Source organism: Pseudomonas sp. CH61, from assembly GCF_059429415.1.
Genome location: NZ_CM182098.1, coordinates 3,273,492 through 3,289,000 on the forward strand (window position 1 = coordinate 3,273,492; position 15,509 = coordinate 3,289,000).

11 protein-coding genes are annotated in these 15,509 nt (G+C 57.9%); 6 read left to right on the forward strand and 5 right to left on the reverse strand.

What is annotated here, in order from left to right; translation table 11 throughout:
* Positions 1-26 precede the first annotated feature (26 nt).
* Positions 27-2,456 (reverse strand): DNA translocase FtsK, encoded by a 2,430-nt coding sequence (locus tag AC5SEM_RS14625; protein ID WP_161986613.1) that lies wholly within the window; start codon positions 2,454-2,456, stop codon positions 27-29.
* Between the two features lie 276 nt (positions 2,457-2,732).
* Here AC5SEM_RS14625 and trxB point away from each other — a divergent pair, with 276 nt between their 5' ends.
* The 4 genes from trxB (at position 2,733) to infA (ending at position 5,532) form a co-directional block, all read left to right on the forward strand.
* On the forward strand, positions 2,733-3,692 hold the full coding sequence (gene trxB, locus AC5SEM_RS14630; RefSeq protein ID WP_495473425.1) for a thioredoxin-disulfide reductase: 960 nt from the start codon (positions 2,733-2,735) through the stop codon (positions 3,690-3,692).
* Between the two features lie 63 nt (positions 3,693-3,755).
* Positions 3,756-4,436, forward strand: coding sequence for a leucyl/phenylalanyl-tRNA--protein transferase (gene aat, locus AC5SEM_RS14635; protein ID WP_495473426.1), 681 nt, complete (start codon positions 3,756-3,758; stop codon positions 4,434-4,436).
* Between the two features lie 57 nt (positions 4,437-4,493).
* The gene (locus AC5SEM_RS14640) at positions 4,494-5,201 is read left to right on the forward strand and encodes an arginyltransferase (RefSeq protein WP_007908064.1); all 708 of its coding nucleotides are present in this window, start codon (positions 4,494-4,496) and stop codon (positions 5,199-5,201) included.
* A gap of 112 nt (positions 5,202-5,313) precedes the next feature.
* Positions 5,314-5,532, forward strand: coding sequence for a translation initiation factor IF-1 (gene infA / locus AC5SEM_RS14645; protein WP_002553999.1), 219 nt, complete (start codon positions 5,314-5,316; stop codon positions 5,530-5,532).
* A gap of 141 nt (positions 5,533-5,673) precedes the next feature.
* On the opposite strand, the gene AC5SEM_RS14650 is transcribed toward infA, so the two are convergent.
* The 3 genes from AC5SEM_RS14650 to clpS all read right to left on the reverse strand — a co-directional run bounded on the left by AC5SEM_RS14650 (position 5,674) and on the right by clpS (position 10,776).
* Positions 5,674-6,975 (reverse strand): IS4 family transposase, encoded by a 1,302-nt coding sequence (locus AC5SEM_RS14650; RefSeq protein WP_495473472.1) that lies wholly within the window; start codon positions 6,973-6,975, stop codon positions 5,674-5,676.
* A gap of 1,116 nt (positions 6,976-8,091) precedes the next feature.
* On the reverse strand, positions 8,092-10,362 hold the full coding sequence (gene clpA, locus AC5SEM_RS14655; protein WP_016987404.1) for an ATP-dependent Clp protease ATP-binding subunit ClpA: 2,271 nt from the start codon (positions 10,360-10,362) through the stop codon (positions 8,092-8,094).
* A 30-nt stretch (positions 10,363-10,392) separates the two neighbouring features.
* The gene (clpS, locus tag AC5SEM_RS14660) at positions 10,393-10,776 is read right to left on the reverse strand and encodes an ATP-dependent Clp protease adapter ClpS (protein WP_011334948.1); all 384 of its coding nucleotides are present in this window, start codon (positions 10,774-10,776) and stop codon (positions 10,393-10,395) included.
* 224 nt (positions 10,777-11,000) lie between these two features.
* On the opposite strand from clpS, the gene AC5SEM_RS14665 reads away from it, so the two are divergent.
* On the forward strand, positions 11,001-11,282 hold the full coding sequence (locus AC5SEM_RS14665) for a cold shock domain-containing protein (RefSeq protein WP_495473427.1): 282 nt from the start codon (positions 11,001-11,003) through the stop codon (positions 11,280-11,282).
* A 77-nt stretch (positions 11,283-11,359) separates the two neighbouring features.
* On the opposite strand, the gene icd is transcribed toward AC5SEM_RS14665, so the two are convergent.
* Positions 11,360-12,616 carry an NADP-dependent isocitrate dehydrogenase gene (gene icd, locus AC5SEM_RS14670; RefSeq protein ID WP_150597244.1) on the reverse strand — a complete coding sequence of 419 codons (1,257 nt, stop codon included), beginning with the start codon at positions 12,614-12,616 and terminating at the stop codon, positions 11,360-11,362.
* Positions 12,617-13,097: 481 nt separating this feature from the next.
* On the opposite strand from icd, the gene AC5SEM_RS14675 reads away from it, so the two are divergent.
* Positions 13,098-15,323, forward strand: a complete 2,226-nt coding sequence (locus tag AC5SEM_RS14675; RefSeq protein WP_495473428.1) for an NADP-dependent isocitrate dehydrogenase — start codon at positions 13,098-13,100, stop codon at positions 15,321-15,323.
* Positions 15,324-15,509 lie beyond the last annotated feature (186 nt).

Consider the following 15,509-nt stretch of genomic DNA (forward strand, 5'->3'; position numbering starts at 1 on the left):
CATTGTCCCGCCTCTTGCGTTTGCAATCAGTCGCGCACCGGGCCCGGGGCCAGGACTTCACGGGAACCGTTGGTGTTCATCGAGGTGACGACGCCGGCCATTTCCATGGCTTCGATCATCCGTGCGGCGCGGTTGTAGCCGATCTTCAGCTTGCGCTGTACCGCGGAAATCGAGGCGCGACGGCTTTCCAGCACAAACTGTACAGCTTCGTCGTACAGCGCGTCGGCTTCCGGATCATCACCGTCGCCGCCACCGCTGCTGCCTTCAAAACCGCTGCCGGCTTCTTCGACACCGTTGAGGATGTCGTCGTTGTATTCCGGCGCGCCGCGCAGTTTCCACGCTTCGACCACGCGGTGTACTTCATCGTCGGAAACGAACGCACCGTGAACCCGGATAGGCAGACTGGTGCCCGGTGGCATGTAGAGCATGTCACCGTGGCCGAGCAGTTGTTCGGCGCCGCCCTGATCGATGATGGTGCGGGAGTCGATCTTGCTCGACACCTGGAACGCCATACGCGTGGGAATGTTCGCTTTGATCAGACCGGTGATCACGTCCACCGATGGCCGCTGAGTGGCGAGGATCAAGTGAATACCCGCCGCACGCGCTTTCTGGGCAATACGGGCGATCAGTTCTTCGACCTTCTTGCCGACGATCATCATCATGTCGGCGAATTCGTCGACCACCACAACGATGGTCGGCAATTTCTGCAGCAGCGGCGCTTCGTCGTGAATGCTTTCGCGCTTGTACAGCGGATCGCTCAACGGTTCGCCGGCGTCCTGCGCTTCCTTGACCTTGGCGTTGAAGCCGGACAGGTTACGCACGCCCATCTTCGCCATCAGCTTGTAGCGGCGCTCCATCTCGGCAACGCTCCAGCGCAAGGCGTTGGCGGCATCCTTCATGTCAGTCACGACCGGGCACAGCAGGTGCGGAATGCCTTCGTAGATCGACAGTTCCAGCATTTTCGGGTCGATCATGATCAGCTTGGCGTCTTCCGGGCCGGACTTGAACAGGATCGACAGGATCATCGCGTTCACACCCACCGACTTACCGGAACCGGTGGTACCGGCCACCAGCAAGTGCGGCATTTTCGCCAGGTCGGTGATGACCGGTTTGCCACCGATATCGTGACCCAGCGCCAGGGTGACCGGCGATTTGAAATTGTCGTATTCAGGCGTCGACAGCACTTCGGAGAAGCGCACGATCTGCCGGTCTTCGTTGGGAATCTCGATACCGACGGTGGTCTTGCCCGGAATCACCTCAACCACCCGCACACTGGTCACGGCCAGCGAACGCGCGAGGTCTTTGGCGAGGTTGGCGATGCGGCTGACTTTTACGCCGGCGGCAGGCTGGATCTCGTAACGGGTAATTACCGGGCCGGGGTGGATCGAATCTACCGTGACCTCGACACCAAACTCCTTGAGCTTGATTTCGAGCAAATGGCCGACCGCCGCCAAGGATTCCGGTGAGTAATTGAGTTGTTTCTTTTCTGCCGGATCGAGAATCGAGATCGGCGGCAAGGTGCCTTCCACGGCGCTGTCGACGAACAACGGCACCTGCTTCTCTTTCTGTACGCGCTTGCTTGGCTCGGGCGCCTTGGCCGGAGCCGGGGCGATAACCGGCGGCACTTGTTTCTCGCGATCAGACATGTGCTTGCTCAGGGCTTGCTCACGTTCGATCAAGCGTTCTTTGACTTTGGCTTGCTCACGTTTGTCGGTGACCGTCGGCGCGACCACGTCATGCACGCGATCGTCGACTTCACGCAGTTGCGCAACCAGTTGCTTGCGCTCGGTACGCGCCGCCCACCAGCGATTGAGCGCGCCCTGGAACAGCTCGAACAGGTCGAGGGTGATCTTGCCGGTGATGTCCATCACCTTGAACCACGACAGGTCGGTGAACACCGTCAAGCCGAACAGGAACAGCGCGATGAACAACAGCGTGCTGCCCTGAATGTTCAGCGCGTTCTTTGCCAGATTGCCGAGGCTTTCGCCCAACGCGCCACCAGCACCCGCCGGCAGCCCCGAAGCCGCGTGAAAGTGCAGATGCGCCAGCGCCGCGCCGGACAGCACCAGAAACACCAGACCGATCAGGCGCCAGGAAAACAGCCAGCCGCTCCACTGCCACGGCTCATGACGCTGACGGAAGATCTGGTAGGCCTTGATCGCCAGCAACAACGGGAAGATGTAGGCGAAGTAACCCAGCACCATGAACAGGATGTCGGCGCTGTAGGAACCCGCCGGGCCGCCGAAATTCTGTACGTCGTCGATCTTGCTGTTGTGGCTCCAGCCCGGATCGTCCTTGCCGTAGGTCAGCAAGGCCATCATCAGGAACAGGCACAAGGCGCCGATGGCGATCAATGCACCTTCCTTGAGCCGGTAGTGCAATTGTTGGCGCCAGAGCGGAACGACTGTTTTTGGTGCTTCGGTGGATTTCTTCAAAACGCTTCTTTTCCTGCGCACGAGGCGCGTCCATCTATTGAATGACGATAAAAAACTGCCCAATCCAGGCAGGTAAAAAAGTGAACGAGCGCAACTGAGACTACTTTTAACACTGCGTCGCGCCTTTTATAAACACAACGCACCGCGAATATTCTGTAACAGCCCGGCATTGTACGGGTTTGTGCGTCTGATGCCATGCTTCAAACCCCAGGACTGAGCATAGTCAAGCACACAGAACCCGCGACTCAATTTGAGCATGCATTACCTTTTGTGACAAAGGCTTATGAGGTGTATTTGATGAACGTAGCGAAGCATTCACGCCTGATCATCCTCGGCTCCGGTCCGGCCGGTTACAGCGCTGCCGTGTATGCCGCCCGCGCCAACCTCAAACCGGTGGTCATTACCGGCCTGCAGGCAGGTGGCCAGCTCACCACCACCGTTGAAGTCGACAACTGGCCCGGCGACGTCGAAGGCCTCACTGGCCCGGTGTTGATGGAGCGCATGCAGAAGCACGCTGAACGCTTTGCCACAGAGATCGTTTACGACCACATCCACACCGCCAAGTTGCAGCAGCGCCCGTTCGAGCTTGTCGGCGACAGCGGCACTTACACCTGCGACGCGCTGATCATTGCCACCGGCGCGTCGGCGCAATACCTGGGCCTGCCCTCGGAAGACGCTTTTGCCGGCCGGGGTGTCTCTGCTTGTGCGACCTGTGACGGCTTTTTCTATCGCAATCAGGTGGTCGCCGTGGTCGGCGGCGGCAATACGGCCGTGGAGGAAGCCCTGTACCTGTCGAACATCGCTAAAGAAGTGCACCTGATCCACCGTCGCGACAAACTGCGCTCGGAAAAAATCCTCCAGGACAAACTGTTCGAGAAAGCCGCCAACGGCAATGTGCGCCTGCACTGGAACCAGAATCTCGACGAAGTGCTGGGCGATGCCAGCGGCGTCACCGGTGCGCGACTGCGCAACAGCCACACCGGCGAAACCCGCGAACTGGCGCTGGCCGGCGTATTCATTGCCATTGGTCACAAGCCCAACACTGACCTGTTTCAAGGACAGCTGCCGATGCGCGACGGGTACTTGCTGGTCAAGGGTGGCAGCGAAGGTGACGCTACCTCCACCGAGATCCCCGGGGTGTTTGCCGCTGGCGACGTCGCCGACCACGTTTACCGCCAGGCGGTGACGTCAGCAGGTGCCGGCTGCATGGCCGCGCTCGATGCCGAGAAGTATCTGGACGACATTCCTGTCATTTAACGGCACACTTTATCGCGGGCCGAACAGCCCGCACCGCCCTCCCCTTCTGCAAGCCTGGATGCCATGCTGACTTGGTTACAACGTAATTCCCTGACTTTTCCGCCGCTGGAAAAGGCCATGCGCGACCCTAACGGATTGCTCGCCGCCGGTGGCGATCTGTCGGCCGATCGGCTGATTCAGGCGTATCGCCATGGCTGCTTTCCGTGGTTTTCCGAGGGCCAGCCAATTCTCTGGTGGTCGCCGGATCCGCGCACAGTGCTGTTTCCCGACGAACTGCATGTCTCGCGCAGCCTCGGCAAACTGCTGCGCCAGAAACGCTATCAAGTGACCTTCGATCAGGACTTCGACGCGGTAATTCGCGCCTGTGCCGTACCCCGGGATTACGCCGACGGCACCTGGATCACCGAAGCCATGCAGGACGCCTACGTTGAGCTGCATCGTCGCGGCTTCGCGCATTCGGTGGAGGTCTGGGATCAAGGTGAACTGGTCGGCGGCCTGTACGGCCTGGCGATGGGCCAACTATTTTTCGGCGAATCGATGTTCAGCCGCGCTGACAACGCCTCGAAATTCGGCTTTGCCACGCTGGTGCGCCATCTGAAAGACTCGGGATTCGTGCTGATCGATTGCCAGATGCCGACCGATCATCTGCACAGCCTCGGCGCGCGGGCGATTCCTCGTGAGCAATTCGCCGACTATCTGGCAAATCACTTGGATCAACCCAATCGTGCCACTTGGGTTTGCTGAGCGACTTTTGCGCGCGTGGCTTACACTTAATTCATCAGCTTATCCCGAGGGTTGATCATGACCGAGTTGGCGCGGTTGAAGTTCTATGCCACTCAGCCTCACTCTTGCAGTTATCTGCCCGAGGAGCAGGCCACGACCCTGTTTCTCGATCCGAGCCAGCCCATGGATGTGCATGTCTACGCAGACCTGTCGGAAATGGGCTTTCGCCGCAGTGGCGATCATCTGTACCGCCCGCATTGCCAGAACTGCAATGCGTGCGTGCCTGCGCGCATTCCGGTGGCGCAGTTCACACCCAATCGCCAGCAGAAGCGGATTTTCAAACGCAACACGGATTTGCAGGTACGCCCGGCCAAGCCGCAGTTCAGCGAAGAATATTTCGATCTGTACCAGCGCTATATCGAACAACGCCACGCTGACGGCGATATGTACCCGCCGAGTCGTGATCAATTCTCGACGTTTCTGGTTCGTGACCTGCCCTTCTCGCGCTTTTACGAGTTCCGACTCGACGGACGGTTACTGGCCGTGGCCGTGACCGATTTACTGCCGAATGGGTTGTCGGCGGTGTACACCTTCTACGAACCCGCCGAAGAGCGCCGCAGCCTTGGCCGATTTGCCATCCTCTGGCAAATCGCCGAGGCACAGCGCCTTGGGCTTGAGGCGGTGTACCTCGGATACTGGATCAAGAACTGCAAAAAGATGAATTACAAGACGCAATATCGACCCATCGAATTGCTGATTAATCAGCGCTGGGTCATCCTCAACTAAACCCAAGCCGTAAACCCCTTGGCGTAAACCCCATTTTTCGGGCACAATGCACGCCGCTTTTGCCTGGCGCAGTTGCACCGGGCCATTCATTGGATACCGAGGGCTTTACTGCATGTCGAAAGAAGACAGCTTCGAAATGGAAGGCACTGTCGTCGACACCCTGCCCAACACCATGTTTCGTGTGGAGTTGGAAAATGGGCACGTCGTAACCGCGCATATTTCCGGCAAGATGCGCAAGAACTACATTCGTATTCTTACCGGTGACAAAGTGCGCGTCGAGCTGACGCCCTATGACTTGAGCAAAGGGCGCATTACTTACCGCGCTCGTTAATCAAGTCAATACAGAACGCCCGGTTTATGCCGGGCGTTTTTGTTTGTCTGGGATTTGGGTTTTTGGTTGGGATTGGGATTGGGGGCATATCCGTTTTTTCGGGTGCGGCCGCTGGCGGTTTCGCTCTTACAGCCATCCCTTTCAAGGTCTTTTCGTTTTGGCAGCCTTGATAACTCTGTCCGTTGAGACATGAGCATGGACCGCTGTACCTTGAACCCATGTCTTGGGTTTAGGCACCTTGGGACCGCGGGGGCTTTTCGCAACTTGTTTGGGCTGGATGTTTCTGGCCAGCTCCAACAAGCGTTGGGCCAGTTGCTCCAGAGGGACAACGGGAAGATATTCCGAGGGCAGCGCAATCTGCATTCCCTCATAACCACTCCTGACCTGAACCGCCAAGTGATAGATGGAGGCTTCCCATCCTTCAGGCTGAGTCTCCCGGTGAGCTTGCTCGACACTTCGTTTGAGGACGGCCAGGACGTTGTAGGCCAATACCGCAGTGGCGAACCCGAGCAAGGCAGCCTTTGGGCTGCCAAGGGTTTCGATTTCACTTTCCAGAATCGCTTCCAGTCGCTGGAACATACCTTCAATGCTCCAGCGGCGGCGATAGAGCTCTGCGATCTGCTGTGCACTGACGCTTTGGGGTAGGTTGCTCCAGAACATCAAGCTGCTGTCTCCCGAGTCCGTTGGCGAATGAAGCGTCAGTTCGACACGCCGACATTGGTAACCGCCTCTGACCTGGATGATCTGCTCACGCACAGTGCCTGTTTCCACAGGCACCGGCTCTTGCCACTCACCTTCTTGAATCAAGCGTGGATGCTTGGCTTGCTGGCGAATGACAAAGGAGGTCTGGGCCTGCTCACAAGCTTCCATGACCGGGAGCGTGCAATAGAGTCGATCAGCCAACCACACTTGGCCCGGCTCGGCATCAGCCAACAGCGGCAGCACGCAAACACGCTCGCTTGCGTAGGCATCCTCACACGCCTGAAGGTCGATGACCTGATCGAGGTCGGGGTCGTAGGCCACCACCGAAAAACCGGGACGAGCGGCGCCGCGCTCGTGACGTAAAGCTCCCAGACGTTTCTCAGTGGATGCCAAGTGATTACCGTCCACTACCCGAACCTGCCAACCCGGCAGCATCGTCGTGCAACCCAGCTCTTTTATGGTTGGAGTCAGGCGTTGAGCGCAGCCCGTAACCAGGGCGCGCAACAGCGCCGGCTCGGTACGACTGATCTTGTCGTAGAGAGCCGCCAAACTGACAGGAAGATCTTCCAGTTGCCGCGCGGCGGCGTGCAGGGATGGCTTCAGGCCCAATGAAACAAGGGACATCAGCTTGACGATGGTCGAGAACAGTAGCTCACGAGAATACTGCCGTTGCCGATGCTCTTCGAAAACCTGATCGACCCACTCAGGGGCAATAGCCTGCTCCAGCGCCAATTTAGCCATGACACTGGCGGGTGCTTTTTTCTCGAAACGCGCTAGAACATCGGCCCACATCGTTTGGGGATCCCTGAATGAAATTTCAGGGGATTTTACCGAAGACCTTGAAAGGGATGGCTCTTACAGCGAGTCCCTTTTTCAAACGCCAAAAAGGAACCAAAAGGCTTTGCCCCTGGCGTACGGCACTTCGCCTAGGCTCAGTGTTCCCTCGCTACGGTGTCCATCCGGGGGCATCGCCTACGGTTTGCTTCGCTGCACCTCCTCTCGATGTATGCGGCTACGCCGCACGGCGCTACGCGCCTACCCCCGGATGAACACCTCCGCTCGGCCTGCCGATGGGGCAAAAGATCAAGAGCCGAAGCAAGATCACAAGCCAAATCAAAAGCCAGATCAAGAGCCAGATCAAGAGCCAGATCAAGAGCCAGATCAAGAGCCCCTCACCCTAGCCCTCTCCCAGAGGGAGAGGGGACTGATCGCGGTGTTTGGAAGAGGTGCGCCGACGTGCGATACCGAGTTGAACTCAGGTTTTGAAAAACACACAAATCGGCCCCTCCCCCTCCACTCCGGGATATAGAGAGGACTGATCGAGGTGTTTGGGCGAGGTACGCCGACGTGCGATACCGCGGTGAACTCAGATTCTGAAAGGCCCACCATCGGCTCCCTCTCCCTCGGGAGAGGGCTGGGGTGAGGGGCAAGAGCACCGCAAAAACAAAAGCCGTGCGCGCCGTGCTCTTCACCACTCAATAGGCCGAGTGTCAGCTCGCCTGCTCTTGATCTTGATCCACGGGCGACGTCGGAAGGCTGAGTGGAGGGATTGATCCGGGCATGGGAGCGCAGCGACCGTTTGGCGCAGCCAAACACAGCGAGAGGAGGTGCAACGAAGCAAACCGTAGGCGCTGCGCGCGGATCGATCCCGCAGCGAAGGAACCCCGAGCCCCAGCGAGCGGGCCGCACGTAGGAGCAAGCGTTTTTTGCTTACTTTTTTTGGCGTTTGAAAAAAAGTGAGTCGCCGTAAGGGCGAAACCGTAATAAGCCATCACCGCAGCAACGGATATTCACCCAAAAACCCCAAACGACCAATAACAAAAAGGCGCCCGAAGGCGCCCTCTTGATCCAAGGCCGTCAGGCCATTTCTGCGGTAGTCTCGAAGTCAAACGTCAACTCACCATCCTTGATGTCGATGTGCACCACACCGCCATGCTCGGCCAGCTCGCCAAACAGAATCTCCTCCGCCAACGGACGCTTGATCTTGTCCTGAATCAGACGCGCCATCGGACGTGCGCCCATCGCCGAGTCATAACCACCCGCCGCCAGCCAACTACGCGCAGCGTCAGTCACCTCAAGCAGCACACGCTTGTCTTCCAGCTGCGCCTGAAGCTCGGTAAGGAACTTGTCCACCACACTTTTGATAACCTCATGACTGAGGCGACCAAACTGGATAATGGTGTCCAGACGGTTACGGAACTCCGGCGTGAAGCTTTTCTTGATCACTTCCATCGCATCAGACGAGTGGTCCTGATGGGTGAAACCGATCGAAGCCCGAGCTGCCGTTTCGGCACCGGCGTTAGTGGTCATGATCACGATCACGTTGCGGAAGTCCGCCTTGCGCCCGTTGTTGTCGGTCAGCGTACCGTGGTCCATCACCTGCAGCAGCAGGTTGAAGACTTCCGGATGCGCCTTCTCGATTTCATCGAGCAGCAATACGCAGTGCGGCTGCTTGGTGATCGCCTCGGTCAACAGACCGCCCTGATCGAAACCGACATAGCCCGGAGGCGCACCGATCAGACGCGATACGGTGTGACGCTCCATGTACTCGGACATGTCGAAGCGAACCAGCTCGATCCCCAACGCCTTGGCCAATTGCCGCGCAGCTTCGGTTTTACCAACACCGGTCGGGCCTGCGAACAGGAACGAACCAACTGGCTTGTCAGGCGATTTCAGCCCGGCGCGAGACAGCTTGATCGCAGTCGACAGCGAATCGATCGCTGCGTCCTGACCAAACACCGTCAGCTTTAGGTCACGCTCAAGGTTACGCAGCAGTTCCTTGTCGGAACTGGTGACGTGCTTCGGCGGAATCCGTGCAATTTTCGCCACGATGTCTTCGACCTGTGGCACTTCAATGCGCTTCACGCGTTTTTCGACCGGTTGCAGACGCTGATAGGCGCCCGCCTCGTCGATCACGTCGATGGCCTTGTCCGGCATGTGCCGGTCATTGATGTAGCGCGATGCCAGTTCAGCAGCGGCGCGCAACGACTCATCGCTGTATTCGATGTTGTGGTGCTGCTCGAAACGCCCTTTCAGGCCGCGCAGGATACCAATGGTGTCTTCCACCGACGGCTCGACGACATCGACCTTCTGGAAGCGACGTGCCAAGGCACGATCCTTCTCGAAGATGCCGCGGAATTCCTGGAACGTGGTCGAACCGATGCAGCGAATGTCGCCAGACGACAGCAGCGGCTTGAGCAGATTCGAAGCGTCCATCACGCCACCGGACGCAGCGCCGGCACCAATGATGGTGTGGATTTCGTCGATGAACAGGATCGCCTGCGGACGTTTTTTCAGCTCATTGAGCAGCGCCTTGAAGCGTTTCTCGAAATCACCGCGATACTTGGTGCCCGCGAGCAGAGCACCGAGGTCGAGGGAGTAAACAACGCTGTTGGCCAGCAGATCCGGCACCTGGTTGTCGACAATGCGCTTGGCCAGACCTTCGGCGATCGCGGTCTTACCCACGCCTGCTTCACCGACCAGCAGCGGATTGTTTTTGCGCCGACGCGCGAGAATCTGCGCGACACGCTCGACTTCCGATTCGCGGCCGACCAGCGGGTCGATGCGACCCTGGCGCGCGAGTTCGTTGAGGTTGCTGGCATAAGCATCCAGAGGATTGCCTGAAGAAGAAGACTCACCGCCCTCGTCGTCCTGCATATCTTGTTCACCTTCAGAGTGATCGCCATGCCCCGGCACTTTGGAAATGCCGTGAGCGATGTAGTTGACGACATCGATGCGCGCCACGCTCTGCTGTTTCAGCAGGAACACGGCCTGACTCTCTTGCTCACTGAAGATGGCAACCAGCACGTTGGCGCCGGTTACTTCGCGCTTGCCCGAGCTCTGTACGTGGAAAACAGCACGTTGCAGTACACGCTGGAAGCCCAGGGTTGGCTGGGTTTCGCGATCTTCGTCATGAACGGGGATCAATGGCGTGGTGGAGTCGATGAACTCCTGCAGGTCATGCTTGAGTTTGTCGAGGTTTGCGCCGCAGGCACGCAAAACGGTAGCGGCAGCCTCATTGTCCAATAGGGCCAGCAAAAGGTGTTCGACGGTCATGAATTCATGACGTTTCGAACGAGCCTCCTTGAAGGCAAGATTGAGGGTGACTTCGAGCTCGCGGTTTAACATAGCTTCACCTCATACCCAAGTGGTCGGCGATTAACCGTCCTTCTCGATTTCACAGAGTAGCGGATGCTGGCTTTCCCTGGCGTACTGGTTGACCTGCATGGCCTTTGTCTCGGCGATGTCGCGGGTAAACACTCCACATACTGCCCGTCCTTCTGTGTGGACGGCCAGCATGACCTTGGTCGCCAGCTCGCGATTCAGGTTAAAAAACACCTCGAGCACTTCGACGACGAAATCCATCGGTGTGTAGTCATCATTAAACAAAACCACCTTGTACATCGGCGGCGCCTGTAACGCAGGCTTTGCTTCCTGAACAGCAACGCCTGCCGAATCGTCGTCGTGCTCCTGTGGAAGATCCTTTTGGAGAAGCGGGCGATCCTGATTGAATGTTAGTCGAATCTGGCTGATTGCATGCATGGAAAGAAAGGTTCGTCAGTTGTGCAAATACAGTGGTGGGGGCGGTTGTCCACGTTTTCAACTCCGACTGCCCGGTCACCTTGACTATCGGGAAAACGGTGTTACAACCAATAGAGCCCACAGTGGGTAAAAAAGATCCGCGGAGTCAATCCTTTTAACGGATTAGATTGCGGATGAATTGGATGATACTCCAGCGATGGAGTCTGTTGCAGAGGGATTTGAGCATGGCTGTCGGCAAGGTGAAATGGTTCAACAATGCCAAGGGATTCGGCTTTATCAATACCGACGCCCGTGAAGGCCGCGATGAGGATGGCAAAGAGATCGATTTTTTTGCTCATTACTCCGCCATAGAGATGGACGGATACAAAACCCTGAAAGCGGGTCAGGCAGTGAAATTCGAAATCATGCAAGGCCCTAAAGGCCTCCATGCAGTGAAGATCTGCTCGGCCGACGCGGTCAAGGAAGCGACCACGGCCGCCCCCGCAGCGCAAACGGTATCCAGCTGACGCCTCAGAACCTCCAGCCATAAAAAAACCGCCTGACTCAATTCATCGAGTCAGGCGGTTTTTTTGTGCCCGCGTTTTTACATATGCGAAATCAACGCATCCCCGAAGCCCGAAGACGAAACCAGCTTGGCCCCCTCCATCAGACGTTCGAAGTCATAAGTCACCGTCTTGGCCGAAATAGCGCCGTTGGTGCCCTTGATGATCAGATCCGCCGCTTCAGTCCAGCCCATGTGCCGCAGCATCATTTCTGCCGAGAGAATCAGCGAGCCCGGGTTGACCTGATCCTTGCCGGCGTACTTCGGTGCCGTACCGTGGGTCGCTTCGAACATCGCCACGGTGTCGGACAGGTTGGCGCCCGGCGCGATACCGATACCGCCCACTTCCGCCGCCAAAGCGTCGGAGAGGTAGTCGCCGTTGAGGTTGAGGGTCGCGATCACATCGTATTCGGCCGGGCGCAGCAGGATCTGCTGGAGCATGGCGTCGGCGATGGCATCTTTGACCACTACGTTCTTGCCGGTTTTCGGGTTTTTGAACTGCATCCACGGACCGCCATCGAGCAGGGTCGCGCCGAATTCTTCAGCGGCCACTTCGTAGGCCCACTCTTTGAAGGCACCTTCGGTGAACTTCATGATGTTGCCTTTGTGCACGATGGTCAGCGAATCGCGGTCGTTATCGACCACATATTGCAGAGCCTTGCGCGCCAGACGCTTGGTGCCTTCCAGCGAAACCGGCTTGACGCCGATGCCGCAGTTTTCGTCGAAACGGATCTTGGTGACGCCCATTTCTTCTTTAAGGAATTTGATGACTTTGGTGGCTTCCGGCGAACCGGCCTTCCACTCAATGCCGGCATAGATGTCTTCGGAGTTCTCACGGAAGATGGTCATGTCGACGTCGCCAGGCTTTTTCACCGGGCTTGGCACGCCTTCAAACCAGCGCACCGGGCGCAGGCAGACATACAGGTCGAGTTGCTGACGCAGGGCCACGTTCAGCGAGCGGATGCCGCCACCGACCGGCGTGGTCAGCGGGCCTTTGATGGAAACCACGTAATCCTTGACTGCATCGAGTGTTTCCTGAGGCAGCCAGGTGTCCTGATCGTAAACCTGAGTGGCTTTTTCCCCGGCGTAGACTTCCATCCAGGAAATCTTGCGCTTACCGCCGTATGCCTTTTGAACTGCAGCATCGACAACCTTGATCATCACCGGACTGATGTCGACACCAATGCCGTCACCTTCGATGAAGGGGATGATCGGGTTATCAGGAACATTGAGAGAATGGTCTGCATTGACGGAGATTTTGTCGCCGACGGCTGGAACCTGAATCTTCTTGTAACCCATGCTGAACTCCATTGTTTGGATTGAACATCTGGCTTGGTTCGAGCGTAACCCAGTTAAATCAACACGCAAACCCTCTGTTCGTGGCGCGGCCACATCTCGTTTCGTACAAGCCTGAAAGCAAAGGGAAAAGCGCCAAACTCAAGCATTCGCGACGACTCTACGCCCCACCCTGCCCTGCGACCTTTAGACCAATGGACGAGAATCGTTGCATATGAACCATCGGCAGATTGCCAGCTACCTATGTATAATGCCGCCCGCTGACCACAGGGTCACGACGGCTGGCCTCTCTAGCACGAGACTTTCCGCCTGATTGGTCGGGTTGTTACCGCAGTCCGACTGCTTGACGCTCTACTGATGCACCCAACATCACCGCGAAGAATCTCGACATTCGGTTCATGGATGACTTTGAACGAACGCGCTTACCCGGCGCCCCTCGAGTTTCTGCGCACGCTTTAGCAAAGAAGAGAGAGTTAATCCGAATATGCCCACCCGCTCGAAGATCATCTATACCTTCACCGACGAAGCTCCAGCCCTCGCCACCTATTCCCTGCTGCCGATCATCGAGGCTTACACCGCCTCGGCCGATATCGCCGTGGAAACCCGCGATATCTCTCTTGCAGCGCGCATTCTGGCCAGCTTCCCCGAGCAACTGGGCGACAAAGCCGTAGCCGACCACCTCGCCGAACTGGGCGACCTGGCCGTTACGCCTGAAGCCAACATCATCAAGCTGCCGAACATCAGCGCTTCGGTGCCACAGCTGCAAGCCGCGATCAAAGAGCTGCAAGCTCAGGGTTACAACCTGCCGGACTACCCGGAAACCGTAACCAGCGACGCCGACAAAGACGCCAAGGCGCGTTACGACAAGGTCAAGGGCAGCGCCGTGAACCCGGTCCTGCGCGAAGGTAACTCTGACCGTCGCGCACCGCTGTCGGTGAAGAACTATGCGCGCAAGCACCCGCACAAGATGGGCGCCTGGGCCAAAGACTCCAAGTCCCACGTCGCTCACATGAGCACCGGCGATTTCTACGGCAGCGAAAAAGCTGCCCTGATCGACGCCGCTGACGCCGTGAAGATCGAGCTGATCGCCAAGGACGGTACCGCTACCGTTCTGAAAGAAAAAACCACCGTTCAGGCCGGCGAGATCCTCGACTGCGCCGTGATGAGCAAAAACGCCCTGCGCGCGTTCATCGCTGCTGAAATCGAAAGCGCCAAGGCGCAAGGCGTGCTGCTCTCGGTGCACCTGAAAGCGACCATGATGAAGGTCTCCGACCCGATCATGTTCGGCCAGATCGTTGCCGAGTTCTATAAAGACGCGCTGACCAAGCACGCTGCCGTGCTGGCCGAGATCGGCTTCAACCTGAACAACGGCATCGGCGATCTGTACGCGCGCATCAAAGCCTTGCCGGCTGAGCAGCAAGCTCAGATCGAAGCAGACATGGCTGCGGTCTACGCTGCTCGCCCATCGCTGGCGATGGTCAACTCTGACAAAGGCATCACCAACCTGCACGTGCCGAGCGACGTGATCGTCGACGCCTCGATGCCAGCGATGATCCGTGACTCCGGCAAAATGTGGGGTACCGACGGTCAGCTGCACGACACCAAGGCGGTTATCCCGGATCGTTGCTACGCAACCATCTACCAGGCCGTGATCGAAGATTGCAAAGCCAATGGCGCTTTCGATCCGACCACCATGGGCAGCGTGCCAAACGTTGGTCTGATGGCGAAGAAAGCCGAAGAGTACGGCTCGCACGACAAGACCTTCCAGATCAAGGCTGACGGCGTGGTTCGCGTCACCGACAGCAAGGGCAACCTGCTGATGGAACAGGCTGTTGAAGCCGGCGATATCTTCCGCATGTGCCAGACCAAAGACGCGCCGATCCAGGACTGGGTCAAACTGGCCGTCAACCGTGCTCGCGCCAGCAGCACCCCGGCGATCTTCTGGCTCGACCCGATGCGCGCTCACGATGGCGTAGTGATCGAGAAAGTTCAGGCATACCTGAAGGATCACGACACTGCCGGTCTGGACATCCAGATCATGGCACCGGTCGACGCCATGAAGTACACCCTGCAGCGCACCCGCGAAGGCAAGGACACCATCTCGGTGACCGGCAACGTACTGCGCGACTACCTGACTGACCTGTTCCCGATCATGGAACTGGGCACCAGCGCCAAGATGCTGTCGATCGTGCCGCTGATGAACGGCGGTGGCCTGTTCGAAACCGGCGCCGGCGGTTCGGCTCCGAAGCACGTGCAGCAACTGGTTGAAGAGAACTTCCTGCGCTGGGATTCGCTGGGCGAGTTCCTCGCACTGGCAGCCTCCCTTGAGCATCTGGGCGTGAACTACAACAACCCGAAAGCGCTGGTGCTGTCGAAGACTCTGGATCAGGCCACTGGCCAGTTCCTCGACAACAACAAGTCGCCATCGCGCAAAGTCGGCAACATCGACAACCGCGGCAGCCACTTCTACCTGGCGATGTACTGGGCTCAGGCCCTGGCCACCCAGACTGAAGACGCGGCACTGCAAGCGCAGTTCGCGACGCTGGCAAAGACCCTGACCGAGAACGAAGCAACCATCGTTGCCGAGCTCAACGCCGTTCAGGGCAAGCCAGTCGACATCGGCGGTTACTACCACGCCAATGCCGAGCTGATCAGCAAGGCCATGCGCCCAAGCGCAACCCTCAACGCCGCGATTGCTGCGCTGGTTTAAGGTTGTAAAGGGAACATCACAAACCCCGGCCCCGTGCCGGGGTTTGTGTTTCCAGAGCTCACACAATTCCCCTGTGGGAGCGAGCCTGCTCGCGAAAGCGGTTTATCATTCAGCATCTTCATTGACTGACACACCGCTTTCGCGAGCAGGCTCGCTCCCACATTTTGATTGCGTTTCAACCTTGAG

What these genes read in the sequence shown, in the direction of transcription:
- AC5SEM_RS14675 (WP_495473428.1), top strand. Translation starts at nt 13,098, where the DNA reads ATGCCCACCCGCTCGAAGATCATCTATACCTTCACCGACGAAGCTCCA.
- clpA (WP_016987404.1), bottom strand. Translation starts at nt 10,362, where the DNA reads ATGTTAAACCGCGAGCTCGAAGTCACCCTCAATCTTGCCTTCAAGGAG.
- AC5SEM_RS14665 (WP_495473427.1), top strand. Translation starts at nt 11,001, where the DNA reads ATGGCTGTCGGCAAGGTGAAATGGTTCAACAATGCCAAGGGATTCGGC.
- infA (WP_002553999.1), top strand. Translation starts at nt 5,314, where the DNA reads ATGTCGAAAGAAGACAGCTTCGAAATGGAAGGCACTGTCGTCGACACC.
- clpS (WP_011334948.1), bottom strand. Translation starts at nt 10,776, where the DNA reads ATGCATGCAATCAGCCAGATTCGACTAACATTCAATCAGGATCGCCCG.
- trxB (WP_495473425.1), top strand. Translation starts at nt 2,733, where the DNA reads ATGAACGTAGCGAAGCATTCACGCCTGATCATCCTCGGCTCCGGTCCG.
- aat (WP_495473426.1), top strand. Translation starts at nt 3,756, where the DNA reads ATGCTGACTTGGTTACAACGTAATTCCCTGACTTTTCCGCCGCTGGAA.
- icd (WP_150597244.1), bottom strand. Translation starts at nt 12,616, where the DNA reads ATGGGTTACAAGAAGATTCAGGTTCCAGCCGTCGGCGACAAAATCTCC.
- AC5SEM_RS14640 (WP_007908064.1), top strand. Translation starts at nt 4,494, where the DNA reads ATGACCGAGTTGGCGCGGTTGAAGTTCTATGCCACTCAGCCTCACTCT.
- AC5SEM_RS14650 (WP_495473472.1), bottom strand. Translation starts at nt 6,975, where the DNA reads ATGGCTAAATTGGCGCTGGAGCAGGCTATTGCCCCTGAGTGGGTCGAT.